12 protein-coding genes and 2 pseudogenes are annotated in these 17,931 nt (G+C 53.8%); all 14 read left to right on the plus strand.

The annotated features are described in order from the left end of the window. Nucleotides 1-355 precede the first annotated feature (355 nt). The 14 genes and pseudogenes from Q9L42_RS13380 to Q9L42_RS13445 all read left to right on the plus strand — a co-directional run bounded on the left by Q9L42_RS13380 (nt 356) and on the right by Q9L42_RS13445 (nt 17,903). Nucleotides 356-1,970, plus strand: a pseudogene (locus Q9L42_RS13380) (ISNCY family transposase). 208 nt (nt 1,971-2,178) lie between these two features. Further along, nucleotides 2,179-3,402, plus strand: a complete 1,224-nt coding sequence (locus tag Q9L42_RS13385; protein ID WP_349431231.1) for an alpha/beta hydrolase — start codon at nt 2,179-2,181, stop codon at nt 3,400-3,402. Nucleotides 3,403-4,041: 639 nt separating this feature from the next. Continuing rightward, on the plus strand, nt 4,042-4,341 hold the full coding sequence (locus tag Q9L42_RS13390; RefSeq protein WP_349431232.1) for a hypothetical protein: 300 nt from the start codon (nt 4,042-4,044) through the stop codon (nt 4,339-4,341). A gap of 207 nt (nt 4,342-4,548) precedes the next feature. Next, nucleotides 4,549-5,358, plus strand: a pseudogene (locus Q9L42_RS13395) (reverse transcriptase domain-containing protein); the annotation flags it as partial. Nucleotides 5,359-5,792: 434 nt separating this feature from the next. Next, a complete protein-coding gene (locus Q9L42_RS13400) occupies nt 5,793-7,193 on the plus strand; it encodes a glycoside hydrolase 100 family protein (RefSeq protein ID WP_305907889.1) in 1,401 nt (466 codons plus the stop codon). Nucleotides 7,194-7,585: 392 nt separating this feature from the next. Continuing rightward, nucleotides 7,586-8,575, plus strand: coding sequence for a phosphogluconate dehydrogenase (NAD(+)-dependent, decarboxylating) (gene gnd / locus Q9L42_RS13405; protein ID WP_305907888.1), 990 nt, complete (start codon nt 7,586-7,588; stop codon nt 8,573-8,575). Then, the gene (gene zwf / locus Q9L42_RS13410; protein ID WP_305907887.1) at nt 8,572-10,140 is read left to right on the plus strand and encodes a glucose-6-phosphate dehydrogenase; all 1,569 of its coding nucleotides are present in this window, start codon (nt 8,572-8,574) and stop codon (nt 10,138-10,140) included. Before gnd ends, zwf begins: the two co-directional genes overlap by 4 nt. A 2-nt stretch (nt 10,141-10,142) precedes the next feature. Beyond that, entirely contained in the window at nt 10,143-11,792 is a 1,650-nt protein-coding gene (pgi, locus tag Q9L42_RS13415; RefSeq protein WP_305907886.1) for a glucose-6-phosphate isomerase, read from the plus strand. Nucleotides 11,793-12,123: 331 nt separating this feature from the next. After that, nucleotides 12,124-12,831 carry a ZIP family metal transporter gene (locus tag Q9L42_RS13420; protein ID WP_305907885.1) on the plus strand — a complete coding sequence of 236 codons (708 nt, stop codon included), beginning with the start codon at nt 12,124-12,126 and terminating at the stop codon, nt 12,829-12,831. Nucleotides 12,832-13,053: 222 nt separating this feature from the next. Further along, nucleotides 13,054-13,746: an HAD family hydrolase gene (locus Q9L42_RS13425; protein WP_349431233.1), complete on the plus strand. Its 693-nt coding sequence runs from the start codon at nt 13,054-13,056 to the stop codon at nt 13,744-13,746. A 54-nt stretch (nt 13,747-13,800) separates the two neighbouring features. Continuing rightward, nucleotides 13,801-14,316: a redoxin domain-containing protein gene (locus Q9L42_RS13430; protein WP_349431234.1), complete on the plus strand. Its 516-nt coding sequence runs from the start codon at nt 13,801-13,803 to the stop codon at nt 14,314-14,316. A 150-nt stretch (nt 14,317-14,466) separates the two neighbouring features. Further along, entirely contained in the window at nt 14,467-15,300 is an 834-nt protein-coding gene (locus Q9L42_RS13435; RefSeq protein WP_349431235.1) for an alpha/beta fold hydrolase, read from the plus strand. A 321-nt stretch (nt 15,301-15,621) separates the two neighbouring features. Beyond that, nucleotides 15,622-16,896: a tetratricopeptide repeat protein gene (locus tag Q9L42_RS13440; RefSeq protein WP_349431236.1), complete on the plus strand. Its 1,275-nt coding sequence runs from the start codon at nt 15,622-15,624 to the stop codon at nt 16,894-16,896. Between the two features lie 14 nt (nt 16,897-16,910). After that, a complete protein-coding gene (locus Q9L42_RS13445) occupies nt 16,911-17,903 on the plus strand; it encodes a hypothetical protein (protein WP_349431237.1) in 993 nt (330 codons plus the stop codon). Nucleotides 17,904-17,931 lie beyond the last annotated feature (28 nt).

Here is a 17,931-nt window from a genome sequence, read left to right on the forward strand (position 1 = left end):
CGATGCGCTAGATCAGGATCGCGGTAAGCCCTACCTACATTAACAAAATATGAGGTTGTACGCTCATCGGCGCCGCCGGTCGGGTCGCCTTTGGTAATGATGATTGAACCGGAATGAGTTGAAAATTATGTTGAAGAGAGTGTGTGCTAACCGGTCAACAGGCGTTGTCCTAGTTAGTGCCTGACCGAAAATTGATTATCCCTAAAATAATCAATGGGATATAATGAATTCCGGGAAATGAGTTTGCAGCCCAAAATCACGATTGTTGCGTTGCTCAATCCGTAAGGTACTGATTTTAGGTGAGCGCCGCCATAAAAATTTACGAAAACCAGAAATCTTCGTCCGTTGAAATCCTATGCGCACCGTCAAGAATCCGCAAATGAGCCTCGGTCAGGTCGATATTGCCGACATCGAGATTAACCTCAAATCCAGAGACGACATCCCGCAACTGCTGCTAGGGTTGCAGTACATCTATACCACGCCCGAACTGCGCGACCGTGTGTTCGCCATCCTCGAGCAGGTTATCCCCTACCGAAGCGGTCAGGGCCTTAGCGAAGCAGAGCGTCAGCAACCCGCTGACCCAGGGCGCGGTCGGCCCGGCCTGGAACAATGGAAAATTCTAGTGCTGGGCGTTTTGCGTCTGGGCCTGAATACCGACTACGACCGCATCCATGAACTGGCCAACCACCACAATACCATTCGACAGATGCTGGGCCATAGCGACTGGTGTGACGACACGAAGTATTCTCTCCAGCGCATCAAAGACAATCTAAGGCTGTTCACCCCGGAACTGTTCGATCAAATCAACCAGGAAGTGGTCAGAGCCGGCCATGCCCTGGTAAAAAAAAAGCCAAACGCTGGGCCAACCGTCCGCAGTGACTCGACTGCCGCCGCGACGGTCGACCACAGCGATAAACTGAGAGGGCGGTGCGATTCCTTTGTGGTCGAAACCGACGTCCATTTTCCGACCGACATCAACCTGCTGTATGATGCGATCCGCAAAGCCATTGAAGAGAGTCATACGCTGGCGAAACACTATGACCTGCCGGACTGGCGCCAATACCGGCACAACATCCGGCGACTCAAACAACAGTACCGAAGAGCTCAACAGCTCAAACGCTCCACCAGCCAGGATGAAAACAAACAAGCCGTACGGGAACAAGCCATCCAACAGGCTCATCAGACCTACCTGGACCTGGCGAGCGCCTACCTGGGCAAATCCGAGCGCACCTTAAAACAAGCCCTGGACCGTGGCGCCCTGGCCGATGAAACGCAGCCGTTGCAATCCTACCAGGCCTATGCCCGCCTGCTGCTGGACCAAATTGAGCGCCGCGTCATACGCAGCGAAACCATCCCTCATGCCGAAAAGATCTTCTCCGTGTTTGAACCGCACACCGAATGGATCAGCAAAGGCAAAGCTTCCGCTCCTGCTCACGCTCCTTACCTACATCCCTGTAGGCAAAGCAGGCGTCCCGGTTGAGTTGGGTTTAAGGGTCTGCGTGATGGAGGACCACCATCGCTTCGTTCTTCACCACCTAGTGATGGAAAAGCAAACCGATGACAAAGTCGCCGTCGACATGGTCACCGAAACGCGCCGGCGCTTCCCCGAACTGACCGTGACCAGCTTCGACAAAGGCTTTCACAGCCCGGCTAACCAAAAGGAACTGAAAAATCATCTGGAACAGGTGATTCTGCCCAAAAAAGGCCGACTCAGCGCCGCGGATCAAGCGCGGGAAGGCAGCAATGCTTTTAAACAACTACGCCACCAACACTCCGCCGTGGAATCGGCCATCAATGCCCTGGAGCATAACGGCTTGGATATCTGCCCCGACCACGGCCTCGATGGCTTCAAACGCTATGTCGCACTGGCGGTCGTCTCGCGCAATATCAAACGGTTGGGCGCCATCCTGCGTCAGCAGGCGCAGGCGAAAGAAAAACGCAAGCGCGGCCCCTACCAACAAGCGGCCTGAACAATACCATCGGAGCGAGAAAAGGCTCACTACAGGATAGTTGCGCCCGCAGACCGGTGAATGGCCCGCTAATGAAGAAATCAGACGAGACAGCGATGGATTTTTTCCGGAAAATGGCCTGGGTTGATCAAAATGAGTGTGGCAAAAGTTGGGTATCGGTTGAAAAAAAGGCTTTTTCTGTCAGACACTAGTTAATATCATTCTGGCAATGCTATTGTCGGCGTGCGGCTCCTCCCGTTCGCTGGTCGAAGCTCCCAATCTCTTCGCCTATGCCAAACCTTATCCGTCCGAGAGTGTTGCGCCTGTTCATCGAACATCGTCGGCCGGGCTTTTATTTGTCACCGACAGACAGCAGGCGTCATCCGGGCAGGACGCGCTGTCCTATGGTAACAAACGGTCGTCCTCGATGGCTTTCGGCAGGTTAATAATTGAATTCGGCGAGGGGTTGACATGGGAGGGACTGGTCAAGGCCAGCAGTTCAGCTGACCGTGAAAAGGCCATTTCTCTGAAGCCGGCTGACCCGGAAGAGATAGTGCGCTTTCCGGATACGCCATTGCCTTTTTCGTTTAAGGGTGGGGTGATAAAAATTTTACCGGATGCGGAGGCGGCCTATCAAAAAGCGATTGTGACCCTGCAAGCTACGCTGCGGAGGCGTCTTACTGCAATCAAAAACAAAGAAGTCATTGTCTTCGTGCATGGCTTTAACACGGATTTCAACGAGGCCGCTCTAAGCATGGCCGAGCTTTGGCACTTTACCGGCCGTCTAGGCTTACCGCTGTTTTATTCCTGGCCCGCGGCCAGCGGCGGCCCTTTCGGTTATTTCACCGATCGTGAATCGGGCGAGTTCAGCATCTATCATCTCAAGGAAACGCTACGAATACTGGCCGCCGTGCCGGAGCTCGAACGCATCCACATCATCGCCCACAGCCGCGGCACCGATATCACGACGAGCGCCTTGCGTGAGCTGGTGATCGAAGTCAGGGCCGCCGGACACGACCCGCGTACCGTTCTAAAAATAGAAAACCTCATTCTGGCGGCGCCGGATCTGGATTTTGACGTGGTCAGACAGCGTTTGATGGCGGAAAAGTTTGGACCCGCTATCGGGCAGATAACCGTCTATATGAATCCTTCAGATGAGGCCCTGGGTATTTCCCAGTTACTGATGTCCGGTCTGCGCTTCGGTAAACTGGCGCATAACAATCTGGAGCCAATCGATCGGAAAATCTTCTCTCGGATGAGGAACGTGAATTTTATCGATGTAGAAGGAATAAGCAGTTTTATCGGCCACGGATATTACCGTAAACATCCGGGGGTTTTATCCGATATCGCGATCGTGATCCGCGAGCGTTTGCGTCCGGGCGAGAAGGGCCGTCCGCTGATTCATGATCAAATCAATTTCTGGACGCTGCCAGTAATGTATCCCATTCAGTAAAAAAGTTTGTTATTCAGCGTATTTTTATCAGAGGGAGTAGGCTATTGATTTATCGGGCTGTCTGCAACAGGACGTTGCAGTCAGAGCTTACATGGAAGTATTCACGCGTCCCGAGAAATCAATGGTCTACTCCCTAAACCCTGAAAGATACTGAATAGTTAGTGCGGCCAGGCAAGGTCGTTTATTCCAGCGGGCGAGAATCCCGTCCCAGAAGGCCGGTCAGCCACTGGGTAGAGTCTTTGGGTCGGCGGGGGTAACCCCAAAGATTAAGCACAAAGCAACTCAAGACAACAGGCCGTAAGCGAAAGCTGAAGTGATTGAGCCTCGAAAGCAGAGACAAGAGAGGGATGACGTAGTTAACTATGCGGAAATCAACACAGAGTGAGGCGTCATGACAAGTCTTACTCTGCCTCTCCGGGGTCGAAGAGCATGGCATGTTGGACACCGGGAATAAACGGCAACCTGGGAGAACCTATCAGGCCTCACAAGGAAGCGAGTATGTCGGACAAGCGATCATAAAGTAAGAAAGACAAATGCCTATAGGTAGTCGGATAACGGTGTAGTACCGATGAACGCGGGTAATGCTGCGGGAGGGAAGACCGTTACATTAAGAAACAACGTTAAGGAGACATACCGAACGTGCCCAGAAACGAAGAAACGGTAACCACGAAACTGCAACGTATAGCGGAGAAAGCCCGTAACGAACCGAACTGTCAGTTCACCAGCTTGTTTCATCTGATGACAGTGGAAATGTTATGGGGATGCTTTGACGCGCTGAGGAATCATGCTGCGTCAGGTATTGATGGAGTCACCAAGCAACAGTACGAGAACAACTTACTGGAAAACCTTCAGCAGCTAGTTGGTAAACTGCACCGAATGGCCTACATACCCCAACCGGTGCAACGGGTTTACATCCCAAGCCCGGGACTGATAAGTTAAGGCCCTTAGGGATACCGGCGCTGGAAGACAAACTGGTGCAAGCCGGGCTGGTCAAAATCTTACAGGCTATCTATGAGCAAGACTTTATAGACGACTCGTATGGATTCAGGCCGGGTAAAGCTGTCATGATGCGCTGCGAGCGTTAAGCCAAACAGTCGAAAATCGACCGATAAACCACATTGTGGAAGCCGATATAAAGGCTTTTTCGATACGGTTGACCAAGAGCAGCTGATGACTTTTCTCGCGCATCGTATCGCCGACAAACGCGTATTGCGCTACATCAAACGCTTCTTGAAAGCGGGTATCGTCGAAGACGGACAGTTTAAAGCCAGTGAAACAGGTACGCCGCAAGGTGGCGTGATATCGCCCTTGCTAGCTAATCTCTATTTGCACTACAGCCTAGACTTGTGGATGACCCGCAAGTTTGCGAAAAGCTGCGGTGGAGTCGCCCGAATGATACGCTATGCGGACGACTTTGTCGTCTGCTTCCAGCAGGAAGCGGATGCCAAACGATTCCGGAACGAGCTAGAAGCACGGCTCGCCCTGTTTGAGCTGACGTTAGCACCGGAGAAAACGCAATGCATTGAATTTGGCCCGTTAGCGGTCAAACGTGCGAGAGCGCGTGGCGAAAAGGCGGCGACCTTTGATTTTCTGGGGTTTACCCATTACTGTTCACGGACGCGAGACGGAAAACGCTTTCGGATGAAGCGGAAGACGATCGGTAAACGCCTAACGGCGAAGCTGAAAGCCTACCGTGCATGGCTTAAGGCAAACCGAAACCTGCCGACCGCCGAAATACTCAAGCGAACCGCCCGCAAACTGCGAGGCCATTACGGCTACTATGGCGTCACCGATAACAGTCGAGGAATAAACCTGTACTTTTATCAAGTGCAACGCATTCTACACAAATGGCTGAATCGGCGAGGTCGGAGAAACTGCTGTAGTTGGGCAAAGTTTGCTCTATTGTTAGCGCGTTTTCCACTGCCGAAACCTAAAATCTTGGTGAATCTATTCTGAATCCGTGAATAGGGTTCTTAATGAGGAGCCGTGTGCGTAAATAGCGCAAGCACGGTTCTGTGAGGGGCTTGGTAACAATTGATGAAATAACAAACTATTTGCAATCACGTAGTAGCCGCGTGCGGCGGGGCGTTCCAGAGAAGCATGGCAAGTACGATGTTATTTGGTCGAAAGAAACCGGTCTACTCAACCAAAAGTTTAAACATTTGTACATAATCACTCGGAAAAACACTCAATAATATGATGACCGGATGTCGACTGACCTTACGCTATTCCCGAGGGAAGTAGTGCTGTGCGACTAGCCGTATAAAATATATAAAAACTACGCACATGCCAGGAATACTATTTAATTGTAAGGAACGCCGTATTGGTTCGACTTATACTGGAAGCAAAGGGACAAGACGCTTTAAGACAATGCTTCAAGGGGGAACGATGTGATTGATGCAAAGATCATAGATGCTGCATGGCGTGAGCTAAAACAATCGGTGGTTTACTTCCGGGGTAATCCGGTAGGGACGGTAGCCGCCCGCGACCCGAGTGCTGCCGAACTCAATTACAGTCAGTGTTTCACGCGCGATTTTGCAGTCTCTGCACTGGCGTTTTTAATGCGCGGCGAAACGGACATCGTTCGTAATTTCCTGACGGTACTGGTTAAATTGCAGAGCAGGGAAAAGCAGATGAACTGTTTCAAAGCCGGTCGAGGGCTTATGCCTGCCAGTTTTACCGTGCAGCAAAGCAAAAACGGCGAGGAACTGGTTCCGGATTTTGGAGAGCGCGCCATCGCGCGGGTGGCCCCGGTCGATTCCGGTTTCTGGTGGCTCATTTTACTGCGTGCCTACGTACAGGCAAGCGGGGATGTCGATCTGGCTAGGAAGGCTGAATTTCAACAGGCGATAAAAATGATTGTCGAGCTGAGCTTGGTGGCGCGTTTCGATATGTATCCCACCCTCCTGGTTCCCGACGGCGGCTATATGATCGATCGGCGCATGGGTGTTTATGGTTATCCCCTTGATATCCAGTCCTTGTTTTTTACCGCGTTATCTGCGGCGCAGGAATTGCTCGTAGGCGACGAAACTTGCCTGGCGGCTGTCGCCGACCGACTGGCTCATCTGGCCTATCATATCAGGCGTTATTACTGGTTGGATCTGCGTCGCTTGAATGCTATCTATCGGTACAAGGTAGAGGAATACGGGCAAAACATTGTCAATGAGTTCAATATTTATCCGGAAACCATCCCCCCGGCGCTGGTGGATTGGATGCCCTCTAAAGGCGGCTACTTCGCCGGCAATCTGGGGCCGGCGCGAATGGATTTTCGGTATTTCGCTCAAGGTAATCTATTGGCGGTGGTATCGTCCCTGGCAACGGCGGAACAATCCCAGAGCATCATGGATCTGATAGCGCAACGCTGGGATGACCTGATCGGACAAATGCCGCTAAAGCTCTGTTTCCCCGCGCTGGAGGGGCGGGATTGGGCGATCGTCACCGGCAGTGACCCAAAGAACAGTCCGTGGTCTTATCATAATGGCGGCAGTTGGCCGTTCCTGTTGTGGTTATTGGCCGCAGCGGCGCAGATGACAGGCCGGACCGAATTGGCGAAACGCGCGCTCGAAACAGCTGCCGACAGGCTCATGGTTGAAGATTGGTCCGAATACTTCGATGGCCGGGAAGGGCGTCTGTTAGGAAAGGAAGCAAGACGATTCCAGAGCTGGACAGTGGCGGGATTCCTGTCGGCGCAACAACTGCTCGCAAATCCGACGCATTTGAATCTCCTGCGCTACGACGAGAAAGCCTTGCAAGGTTGCATTCAGCCGACAGAAGGCGGAGGCGGGAACTGATTCTGGAATTTCCCTCCTGCCTTTTTTAGCGGGTGGAGAGGGGCTTTGTTTAACCTAAAAACATCAGTTGAGCACGGATTTTGTGGAAAATCTGGGCGTGGAAGACAAAGAATCGCTCGACGATAATGGCCGTAGTCCTTATCTAGAGCTATTCTGCTGAATTCCGCGTTCAGATTTCTTCACAAAACCGTGAAGCGGGTTTGAATCACCCCATAGGTGAATCAGAGGAAATGAAGTTAAATTTATCAGTCAATGCCTTATTACGCTACGTAGCATTCGACTGATGTTTTTAGGTTTAATCAGGCTATGTAAGGACTTCCCATAAGCTACGACCCATTATCGTTGCAACACTAAACGATAAATTTCGATTACTCAGAACTGGAGACACACCGATGAAAATAGCCATGATAGGTTTGGGAAAGATGGGCGCGAACATGACCCGGCGATTGCTCAAGAGCGGTCATGAAGTCGTCGTCTATGATCTTAATCCGGACAATGTCGCGCATTTGGTCGAGGAAGGCGCAGAGGGCGCTGCTTCGCTTGAGGAGTTGGCAAGCCGACTGCCGGCGCCGCGCGCCGTGTGGATGATGGTTCCTGCGGGCGACATCGTCGAACAAACCGTGACGGCGTTGGCCAAGCTTCTGGAGTCTAGCGATATCCTCATCGATGGCGGCAATTCTTATTTCAAGGATGACGTGCGCCGGGCCGAGCTCCTGAAAGAGCGTGGCATTCACTATCTGGATGTAGGCACCAGCGGCGGCACCTGGGGTATCGAGCGAGGCTATTCGTTGATGATCGGCGGCGAACAAGGCCCGGTGCAACGGCTCGAACCGATCTTCGCGGCCTTGGCGCCGGGACGGGGCGATATACCGCCTACCCCGAACCGGGATAATTCGGTTAGCACCGCTGAATTGGGTTACCTACACTGCGGCCCGGTAGGCTCCGGCCATTTCGTCAAGATGGTGCACAATGGCATTGAATACGGCCTGATGCAGGCTTATGCGGAAGGTTTCGACATTTTGCGCGGCGCAGCTTCCGAGTCGCTACCCGAGGCTTACCGGTACCACTTTGAAAGCGGCGAAATCGCCGAACTGTGGCGGCGCGGCAGCGTGATCGGCTCATGGCTGCTGGACCTGACGGCGCAAGCCCTGGCCGAAGACCCCGAACTGTCGAATTACAGCGGCTATGTCACCGATTCCGGCGAAGGCCGTTGGACAGTACAGGCAGCCGTCGAAGAAGCGGTATCCGCCGACGTGTTGACGGCAGCGCTTTACGCTCGTTTTCGCTCGCGTCAGGAGCATACCTTCGGTGAAAAAATGCTGTCGGCGATGCGCCGGCAATTCGGCGGCCATGTAGAAGCCAAACAGGCGGGTACATCATGACTATCAACATTGAAGCAGTCGCCGAAAATACCAGTGAATCCTCGGTCACTCAAGCCGAGCCGAGTGTGATCGTCATTTTCGGCGCCAGCGGCGATTTAACGCAGCGAAAACTGATGCCGGCTTTGTGTCATCTAGCCCATCAAGGTGGGCTATCCGCCAAATCGCTGATCATCGGCGTGGATCGTGAACCGATGAGTGACGAACAATTTCGGGTGACGATGCAAACGGCCGTGCGCAAGGCCAAAGGCGAGCATTTATTCGATGCCGGAGACTGGTGTCAATTCGCCGAAAAATTACATTATTTTGCCGGGAACTTGAAAGACCCGGACTGTTATTCGGGGCTTGCGGCCCGTATCCAGGCGTTGAACGGCAGTCTCGGCAACCGACTCTATTATTGCGCCACGCCGCCGATACTGGCCAGTTCGATTGTTGGCGGCTTGGGTCAAGCCGGACTGCATCGCGAGACAGCGGGTTGGGCCAGAATCATCATCGAGAAACCTTTCGGACATGATCTAGCCTCCGCGCAAGACTTGAGTGAGACGGTTGCAAAGGTGTTTTCGGAACATCAGATCTATCGGATCGACCATTACCTGGGTAAAGAAACGGTGCAGAATATCCTGTTTTTCCGCTTCGGCAATGCGCTGTTCGAACCGGTGTGGAATCGGCAGCATATCGAGTATATCGAAATCACCGCCGCGGAAACCTTGGGCGTAGGCCATCGCGGCGGCTACTACGAAGAGGCCGGCGCCCTGCGCGATATGGTCACCAACCATTTGATGCAATTACTGGCGCTGATCGCGATGGAGCCACCCATTGCCTTCGACGCCGACGCCGTGCGGGATGCGAAAATTCTGCTCTGGAAAACCATTAAACCGATGACCGCAAAGGAAGTCGCTGAGAAAACCGTGCGAGGACGATACGGCTCCGGTCTGATCGAAGGCAATGAAGTGCCGGGTTATCGGCAGGAACCCGGGGTTACCGCCGAGTCACACACCGAAACCTATGTCGCCGCCGAATTTCGGATCGAAAACTGGCGCTGGGCCAGGGTACCGTTTTATCTTCGCACCGGCAAGCGTTTGGCGCGCGGTGTCACCGAATTAACCGTGCACTTCAAGCGGCCGCCGCAACCCTTGTTCGCAGACAAGGCAGAGCTGATCGAGCCCAATGTCATCGCTTTGCGCATCCATCCCAACGAAGGCATCGATATCGGCTTCGACGCCAAACAACCGGGCGCTGACATGAAAACCGCTCATGTACGGATGGACTTCAGCTATCAGCAAGCCTTCGAACAACGCATTCCAGAAGCCTACGAGACGCTGTTGCTGGACGCGCTCTGCGGTGACGCGACGTTGTTCACCCGCAGCGATGGTGTCGAGGCGCAATGGCGCTTGATCGACCCGATTCTCGAAGCCTGGCGCAAACAGCCCTCCGGGGACATACCCAGCTATACAGCCGGCAGCGAGGGGCCTGCGGTTGCCGATGAACTATTGGCGCGTAACGGCCATCGTTGGCGGCGATTAACCACGCAACCCGACGGCACTGATCAAACAGGAAAGGAACAATAACCATGACTCACGATTCAAATTTCCTGCCGCTGACTCAGCGACCCGCCTGGAAAGCCTTGCACACTCACAGCGAGCAAGTCAAAGACACGCATTTACGCGAGCTTTTCGCCGCCGATCCTAAGCGCGGCGAGCGCCTGGTCATCGAAATTCCGGACCTTTATCTGGATTATTCGAAAAATCGCATCACCGATGAAACCCTGCGTCTACTGATCCGGTTGGCTAATGAATGTCAGTTGCGCGAACGCATCGAGTCCATGTTTAACGGCGAAGCCATCAACAGCACCGAAGGACGCGCCGCACTGCATACCGCATTACGAGCGCCGGAAGGCGCGCGTATTATGCTTGACGGCGTGAACGTGGTGGCCGAAGTACATGCTGTGCTCGACCGCATGAGCGTGTTTGCCGAGCAGTTGAGAAACAGGCAATGGCTGGGACACACCGGCAAGCCCATCGTCAATATCGTCAATATCGGTATCGGCGGTTCCGATCTGGGGCCCGTGATGGCTTATGAAGCACTTAAATCTTACAGTCAGCGCAATCTGACGCTGCGCTTCGTTTCCAACGTCGATGGCACGGACTTCGTCGAAGCTACCCGTGACCTCGATCCTGAACAGACCCTGTTCATCGTTTGCTCGAAAACCTTCACTACACTGGAAACCCTGACCAATGCCCGTGCCGCCCGCAACTGGTGTCTGCAAAAGCTTGGCGACGAACAGGCCATCAGCCGGCATTTCGTCGCGGTCTCGACCAATGCTGAGGAAGTCAAGAAATTCGGCATCGATACCGATAACATGTTCGGTTTCTGGGATTGGGACGGCGGACGTTATTCGATGGATTCGGCCATCGGCCTGTCGACCATGATCGCGGTCGGGCCGAATCATTTTCGGGCGATGCTGGAAGGCTTTCATGCCATGGACGAGCATTTTCGGCATACGCCGTTCGAGCGCAACATGCCGGTCATCATGGCTTTGCTGAAACTCTGGTACAACAATTTCCTCGACGCCCAGTCGGTGGCGGTGTTTCCGTATTGCCAATATTTGAAGCGCTTCCCGGCCTATTTGCAACAATTGACCATGGAAAGCAACGGCAAGCATGTCACGCTGGAGGGCGCCAACGTCGATTATCAAACCGCGCCGATCTATTGGGGCGAGCCGGGCACCAACGGCCAACACTCGTTTTTCCAGTTGCTGCACCAGGGTACCCGCCTGATTCCCTGCGATTTCATCGGATTCTATAAGAGCTTGAATCCGCTGGGTGATCAACACGATCTGTTGATGGCCAATTGCTTCGCGCAGACCGAGGCGCTGGCCTTCGGCAAGACGGAGGCCGAAGTCAAGGCCGAGGGTACGCCCGACTGGCTGGCGCCGCACCGTAGCTTCGAAGGAAACCGCCCCAGCAATACCTTGCTTCTGGACCGGTTGACACCCAGAACGCTGGGTTTGCTGGTCGCGCTCTTTGAACACAGTGTCTTCACCCAAGGCGTGATTTGGAATATCGACTCATTCGATCAGTGGGGCGTCGAATTGGGAAAGGCGCTGGCCAAGAAAACCGCCGGCGAACTCAAAGGCGCGGATGAACCACAACTCGACCATGACAGTTCAACCAATACGCTGATCCGGCGTTATCGCCGGTTTAACAGAGGGCAATCATGAATGTCGGTGATAACCCCTCAGTGCCAGCGGATTATCAGTGGCTATCCGGATTCTCGGCGCGGCCCTCCGCCGGGTTGCCGCGCCGGAAACAATGCCAACGCGTTCCCAGGAGGGTTTCGGCTATGGGCGAACGCAACACAAACATCAAACAATCGGTTAGGAAAAAGCAGACACCCATGAAAACTGGAATGATCGGCCTTGGAAGAATGGGCGCCAATAGGGTGCAACGGCGCCGCGACATGATGAAGAGGGACAGGCATTCTCGCGCAGGTCCTGAACGGGGTGAAGGCAGCCCTGTTGTCCGGATTTATGACATCCCGAGGACTTCACGATGACATTAACATTGACCTTATCGCTGGCTCTTGCCGCGGGCCTGTCGATTCCGGTGGGCGCCTTGATTTCTTCAAGCGTTTCGCTGAGGTCGATCTGCTTGCAACATGACTTAGATAGCTTCGTGTCATACTTTGGCGGCGGAGCTTTGCTCGCTGCGATAGCGCTTGTCCTATTGCCTTACGGCATCGAGTATGTCTCGGTGCTTTCTGCCTCATTCGCCTTCTTGATGGGAGGTCTCGTATTCTGGCAACTCGATTCACGGCTAAAACGCTCGGGCAGTACTGCGTCACAATTCATCGGCATGTTACTGGACTTTATTCCGGAAGCCTTGCTTCTCGGTGCAGCCGCCGCAACCGGCTCTGATATCGTCTATCTGCTTGCCCTAATGATCGCGTTGCAAAACATGCCGGAGGGCTTTGCCGCCTATCATGAGATGCATGACAGCGGAATGTCGCATGGGTGGCTGTGGCTGCTTTTCCTTGTCATCCCTTTGACGGGTCCGCTTGCGGCGTGGCTAGGTTTTTTCCGGTTATCGACAAGCAACGAAACGCTGGGCGTACTGATGCTTTTTTGTAGCGGAGGCATTCTCTATTTGATTTTTGACGACATTGCACCCCGTGCGCACCTGAAACACCATGACTTTCCTGCTATCGGCGCTGTCTCCGGGTTCCTGCTGGGTCTGGTGGGAACGATGTTAATTCACTAAACGGATGGACGCCATTCACGCTTATGGGCATGGGCATTACAAGACGCTGGATCAATATCGGTTTCAGCCGCCGCCATTCGACCACTTCTAATGCGGCGGTAGTCCTCTCGGCAGCGAAATATAGGTAAGGTGGATTCCTTGCCTACCGGGATGTAGTTAATGAGTTCGACGGACACATCGAGAAGTAAGCTATAAAACAACCACCCAAAATAGGATTAAACAATGAACACATCCAGAGCCGACATTGCCTTCCTGTTCGACGTGGACAACACGCTGCTCGACAACGACCACGTCATCGCCGAACTGGAATGCCACCTCGAACGCGAAGTGGGCGCCGAACGCGCGCAGCACTACTGGCGCCTCTTCGAGCAACTGCGAACCGAGCTGGGCTATGCCGATTATCTGGGCGCCCTGCAGCGCTATCGCGGCGAGTATCCGCGCGATCCCGGTATTCTCACTGTCTCCCGCTTTTTGCTCAACTATCCCTTTGCCGACCGTCTCTTTCCCCATGCGCTTGAGGTCATCGCGCACGTCAAGCAATGGGGGTCGGCGGCTCTCCTCACCGACGGTGATGTAGTCTTCCAGCCGCACAAGGTGGACCGCTCCGGACTGTCTGAAGCGGTGGCCGGTAAAGTCTTGATTTATTTGCATAAGGAAAAGGAACTCGACGATGTCGCCGAGCGCTGCCCGGCTGAACATTACATACTGGTCGAGGACAAACTGCGCCTGCTCACTTCTGTAAAAAAAAGCTGGGGTTCGCAGGTCACCACTGTCTTCGTGCGGCAGGGTCATTACGCGCTGGATCCAAAGATTCTGGCTGCCTACCCCGCCGCAGACCTGAGTCTTGAGCGCATTGGCGATTTGCTTCAATACGACTTGGCGCAATTGCTGAAGCATCGGCAATCGGTCGAATAGCCACTTTGCCCGTGTGTATCAACTCAATTAATCACAAAATATCTGGGAGGAATGATGAACACAAAAAAAATGACCGCTGGCGAGAAGTTTCCGACAATGACTTGGAATGCCGTTTCCGGCGAACGCGTGGTTCCGGCGGATGGGTCGGGCTGGCGAGTTCTCATCGTCTATCGAGGACAACATTGCCCACTCTGCAAGGCGTACCTGAACACGCTCAACGAGATGCTCGAAGACTTCCGGGCCATGAATATCGCCGTATCGACCGTTTCAGCCGATAGCAAGGAAAAGGCCGAGGCTGAAGTGGCCGAATGCGGCTGGAAATTTCCGGTCGGTTACGACCTGTCCGTCGATCAGATGCGCGAGCTCGGCCTTTACATCTCGGACCCGCGCTCGCCAGAGGAGACCGACCGGCCGTTTGCGGAGCCGGGGCTGTTCGTGATTAATCCGGAGGGCAACGCGCAGATCATCGACATCTCCAACGCGCCGTTCGCCCGCCCCGACTTGAAGTCGCTCTTGAAGGGGCTTCAGTTCGTGATGAGTAAGGACTACCCGATCAGGGGACGTGCATAGCTGGCACCAGACTCAGTGCATTCAATACAACGCGCGGCCAGTGGCTTTTGCCGATGAATTGTTGTCCTGGATGCGCTACAGGAAGCGAGATTCACCTGCCGAAAGCTGGCTCAACCCGTTCATCAATAACGAATCTAAAGAGGAGCATTAATGATCATGAAACAATCCAAGCATCACATTATCAAAATCGATGGACACAGCATCGCTTACGCTGAACAGGGCGAGGGCAGTCCGGTCGTCCTGATTCATGGCATCCCGACATCAAATCTGTTGTGGCGGAAGGTAATGCCGGAATTGGCCAAAACACACCAGGTGTTTGCGCCCGATCTGCTGAATTACGGAAAATCGGATAAACCGGTGGAGGCCAACGTCTCCATTGAAGCGCAGAGCCGCCTGATCGTGAAGTTTATGGATGAACTCGGCATCAAGTCCGCCGACATCGTGGCGCATGATATAGGCGGAGGGGTCGCACAACTTATCGCGGTCAATTATCCTGAAAGAGTTCGAAAGCTGGTCTTGATCGATGCGGTCTGTTTTGATTCCTGGCCGATTCCGGAGTTCATACCGCTGCAGAAAACGGGTGCTGAGGAGAACATGAGCCTCGAAGCCTTCCTGACAATGATGCGCGGATTCATGCCGCAAGGCGTCTACAACAAAGCAGCGATGACCGATGAAGTTGTCGACCTATATCTTGCGCCGTGGTCGTCCGAAGCCGGCAAAAAGGCCTTATTTCGCAATTTTCGGCGATTGAACCCGGAGTACACCCAAGCGATTGCCGGCGACCTTAGGCATCTGCCCCATGAAACGCTCATTATGTGGGCAGAGAATGACATCTTTCAAAAACCGGCCTACGCAAGCCAGCTTCAGCAGACGATTCCAAACGCCAAGCTGATCTGGATCAAGGACGCCGGGCATTGGCTGATGGAGGAAAAGCCGGAACAGATAAGCGGCCACCTGATCGCTTTCCTTGACGGGGTTAATTAACCAAAAGAACGATTTGTCCCGGCACTCCACCGAAACCTTTGGTATTACTGGCTTGCAGCCGAAAAATCGATTTCAAGTTGGCCGATTGATTTATCTCTGAATTCGCTGTCATCCTTTGGCGTTCTTGCGTTGCGCTCCTAACGTATGATATAAGTTGATCCCATTCGTCATGTGCGGTTCCGACACCCCGGAATGGCGCGACGTTGAACGAACCGGCACGGAGCTAGGTGAATGAGCTTCGGAACCGGCTCAAGATTCCCTGCTCGACTCAGAGCCAATATCGGGTAATGCCCAGTCACCATTGAACTAAGGAAGCGTTTCATGAAGGCACGCCATTTCTGTCAAGGCTTGTTCGTTTTGTTTTTCGGGCTCTATTTAGCGGCCTGCACACCCAGTGCGACGCGAGTCAATTCCCCAAACACCGTTTCTATTGTGCAACCCGTCGTAGTTCCCGGATTTGACGAGCCGCTGATTTATCTCAATGCAGCGACGGCAGATTTGATTCCCCTGGTAAAACCGGAAACCCGGCCTGGGGCGACTGACTTGGAACGCTTGTCCCAATACCAGCGACTCAACCGCAATACGCCCTGGGCAGCTTCCATCCAATTGAATTTAGGATTGGCCTATTACCGCAACGGTTACTTTAGCCAAACCTTCGCCGCCTTCGAAAAGGCGTGGACACTCAGCAAAGACCATAAGGAATCCGAAGCGAAAGCCTTAGCCGACCGCGCTTTCAGCGAACTCATCCGCATGCATGCCCGCTTGGGCCATGCGGACCGGGTGGAAAGCTTATTAGCCTCCATCAAAGGCCGCGCGTTTACCGGCCCGGCCACCGCCGCGGTCGCCGGGGCTGAAGAAGGCCTGTGGATGATGCGCAACCATCCGGGAATCACCTATTTATGCGGTCCCAAGGCGCTGTACTCCGTGCTCAAATGGCAACAACCCGATGCCGAAGGGCTGCAAGTGCTCGATGCTTACCGCTCTGGCGTTAACGGTGTTAATTTGCTTGAACTGGGCCAATTGGCGGAACAAGCCCACATGCCTTACCGGACGGTCTACCGTAATGCCGGGCAAAGTATTCCGGTGCCGTCCGTGATCCATTGGAACGTTAACCATTACGCCGCCATCGTCGAGAAGCAAGGCGATCTGTACCATATCCAAGACCCGACTTTCGGCCAAGATCTCTGGTTTAGCGCCGATGCGATCAACGCCCAAGCCAGCGGCTATTTTTTAGTGCCGGATAGCGGCATCGAGTTAGGCGCTGATTGGCAACCGGTCACCATAGCCCAAGCCGAGAGCGTCTACGGCCAGGGCTATACGGCCAGCAGCGACCCTAACCGCACCACTACTTGCGACGTCAAAAAATCCAAACAACCGTGCAACAGCATTGATCAACCGGATGGGAAGGTCGGCATGGCCTATTACGACGTCCATACCATGTTGGTCAGCCTGAATATCACCGACACGCCGATCCGCTATACGCCGGCGCTGGGCGCTCCATTCGCTTCACCTTCACCTACAATCAACGCGAAGCCAACCAGCCGGCCAACTTTACGTTCGGCAACCTGGGACCCAAATGGACTCACAATTGGTTAACTTACATCCAAGACGTGCCGACCAATCCGTCCGCTGTCGTCAATCGTATCGCGGCCGGCGGCGGCGCCGTCGATTACGCTAACTACAACGCGGCGACCGGCGAATTCCAGAAAGGCGTTTCGGACAATGCCCGGCTCTACCGGATTTCCGCCGATCCGATCGTTTACGAACGGCGTCTGTCCAATGGCGCCAAAGAAATCTACAGTTTCAGCGACGGCGCCGTCAGCGGTGTGCGCCGGGTGTTCTTAACGCAAAAAATCGATCCGCAAGGCCATGCCGTCCAGTTAACCTACGACGCACAATTGCGCCTGACCGGCATTACCGATGCCTTGGGACAAACGACTGTTTTGTCTTATGAGCATTTCGCTAATACCAAGTTAATCACCCGAGTCACCGACCCGTTCGGCCGGGAAGCGATCATCGATTACGATAATAACGGCCGTTTAGCCAGCATTACCGACCCAGTTGGAATCGTGTCGGCCTTCGGCTATGATAGCGGCGACTTCATCAACGTCATGACCACGCCCTATGGCGATACCCGATTCGCTTACAGCGGCAACGGTACATCCAGAACCTTGATCGTCACCGATCCCTACGGCGAACAAGAACGCATCGAATACGGTCAATCGTTAGGCATTCCGCGATACGTTTCCGACCAACCCCGCGGTGACATTAAAACGCTCAATAATTATCACCATTACCGCAACACCGCCTACTGGGACAAGCAAACCTATAAAGACTACGGACGGAACCTGTCCAAAGCGGAAGTTTCCCATTGGCTGCACACGCCGGACAGCAAAACCAGCGGCCTGTTGGAAACCTTTAAAAAACCCCTGGAGCACCGGGTGTGGTTCAACTACCCGGGGCAAACTTCCGCTATAACGGAACACAATATCTACCAGGAAAACCCTTCGCGTCTCGGCCGCGTGTTGGACGACGGCAGCTCGCAAATCTTCATCCGCGAATTCAACGCCTTTGGCAAACCCACGCTGGAAAAAGCCCGTTAGGCCATGTCACCCGCTATCTCTACGCCGA

Origin of the sequence: Methylomarinum sp. Ch1-1 (genome assembly GCF_030717995.2) — a bacterium.
GTDB classification, from domain to species: domain Bacteria; phylum Pseudomonadota; class Gammaproteobacteria; order Methylococcales; family Methylomonadaceae; genus Methylomarinum; species Methylomarinum roseum.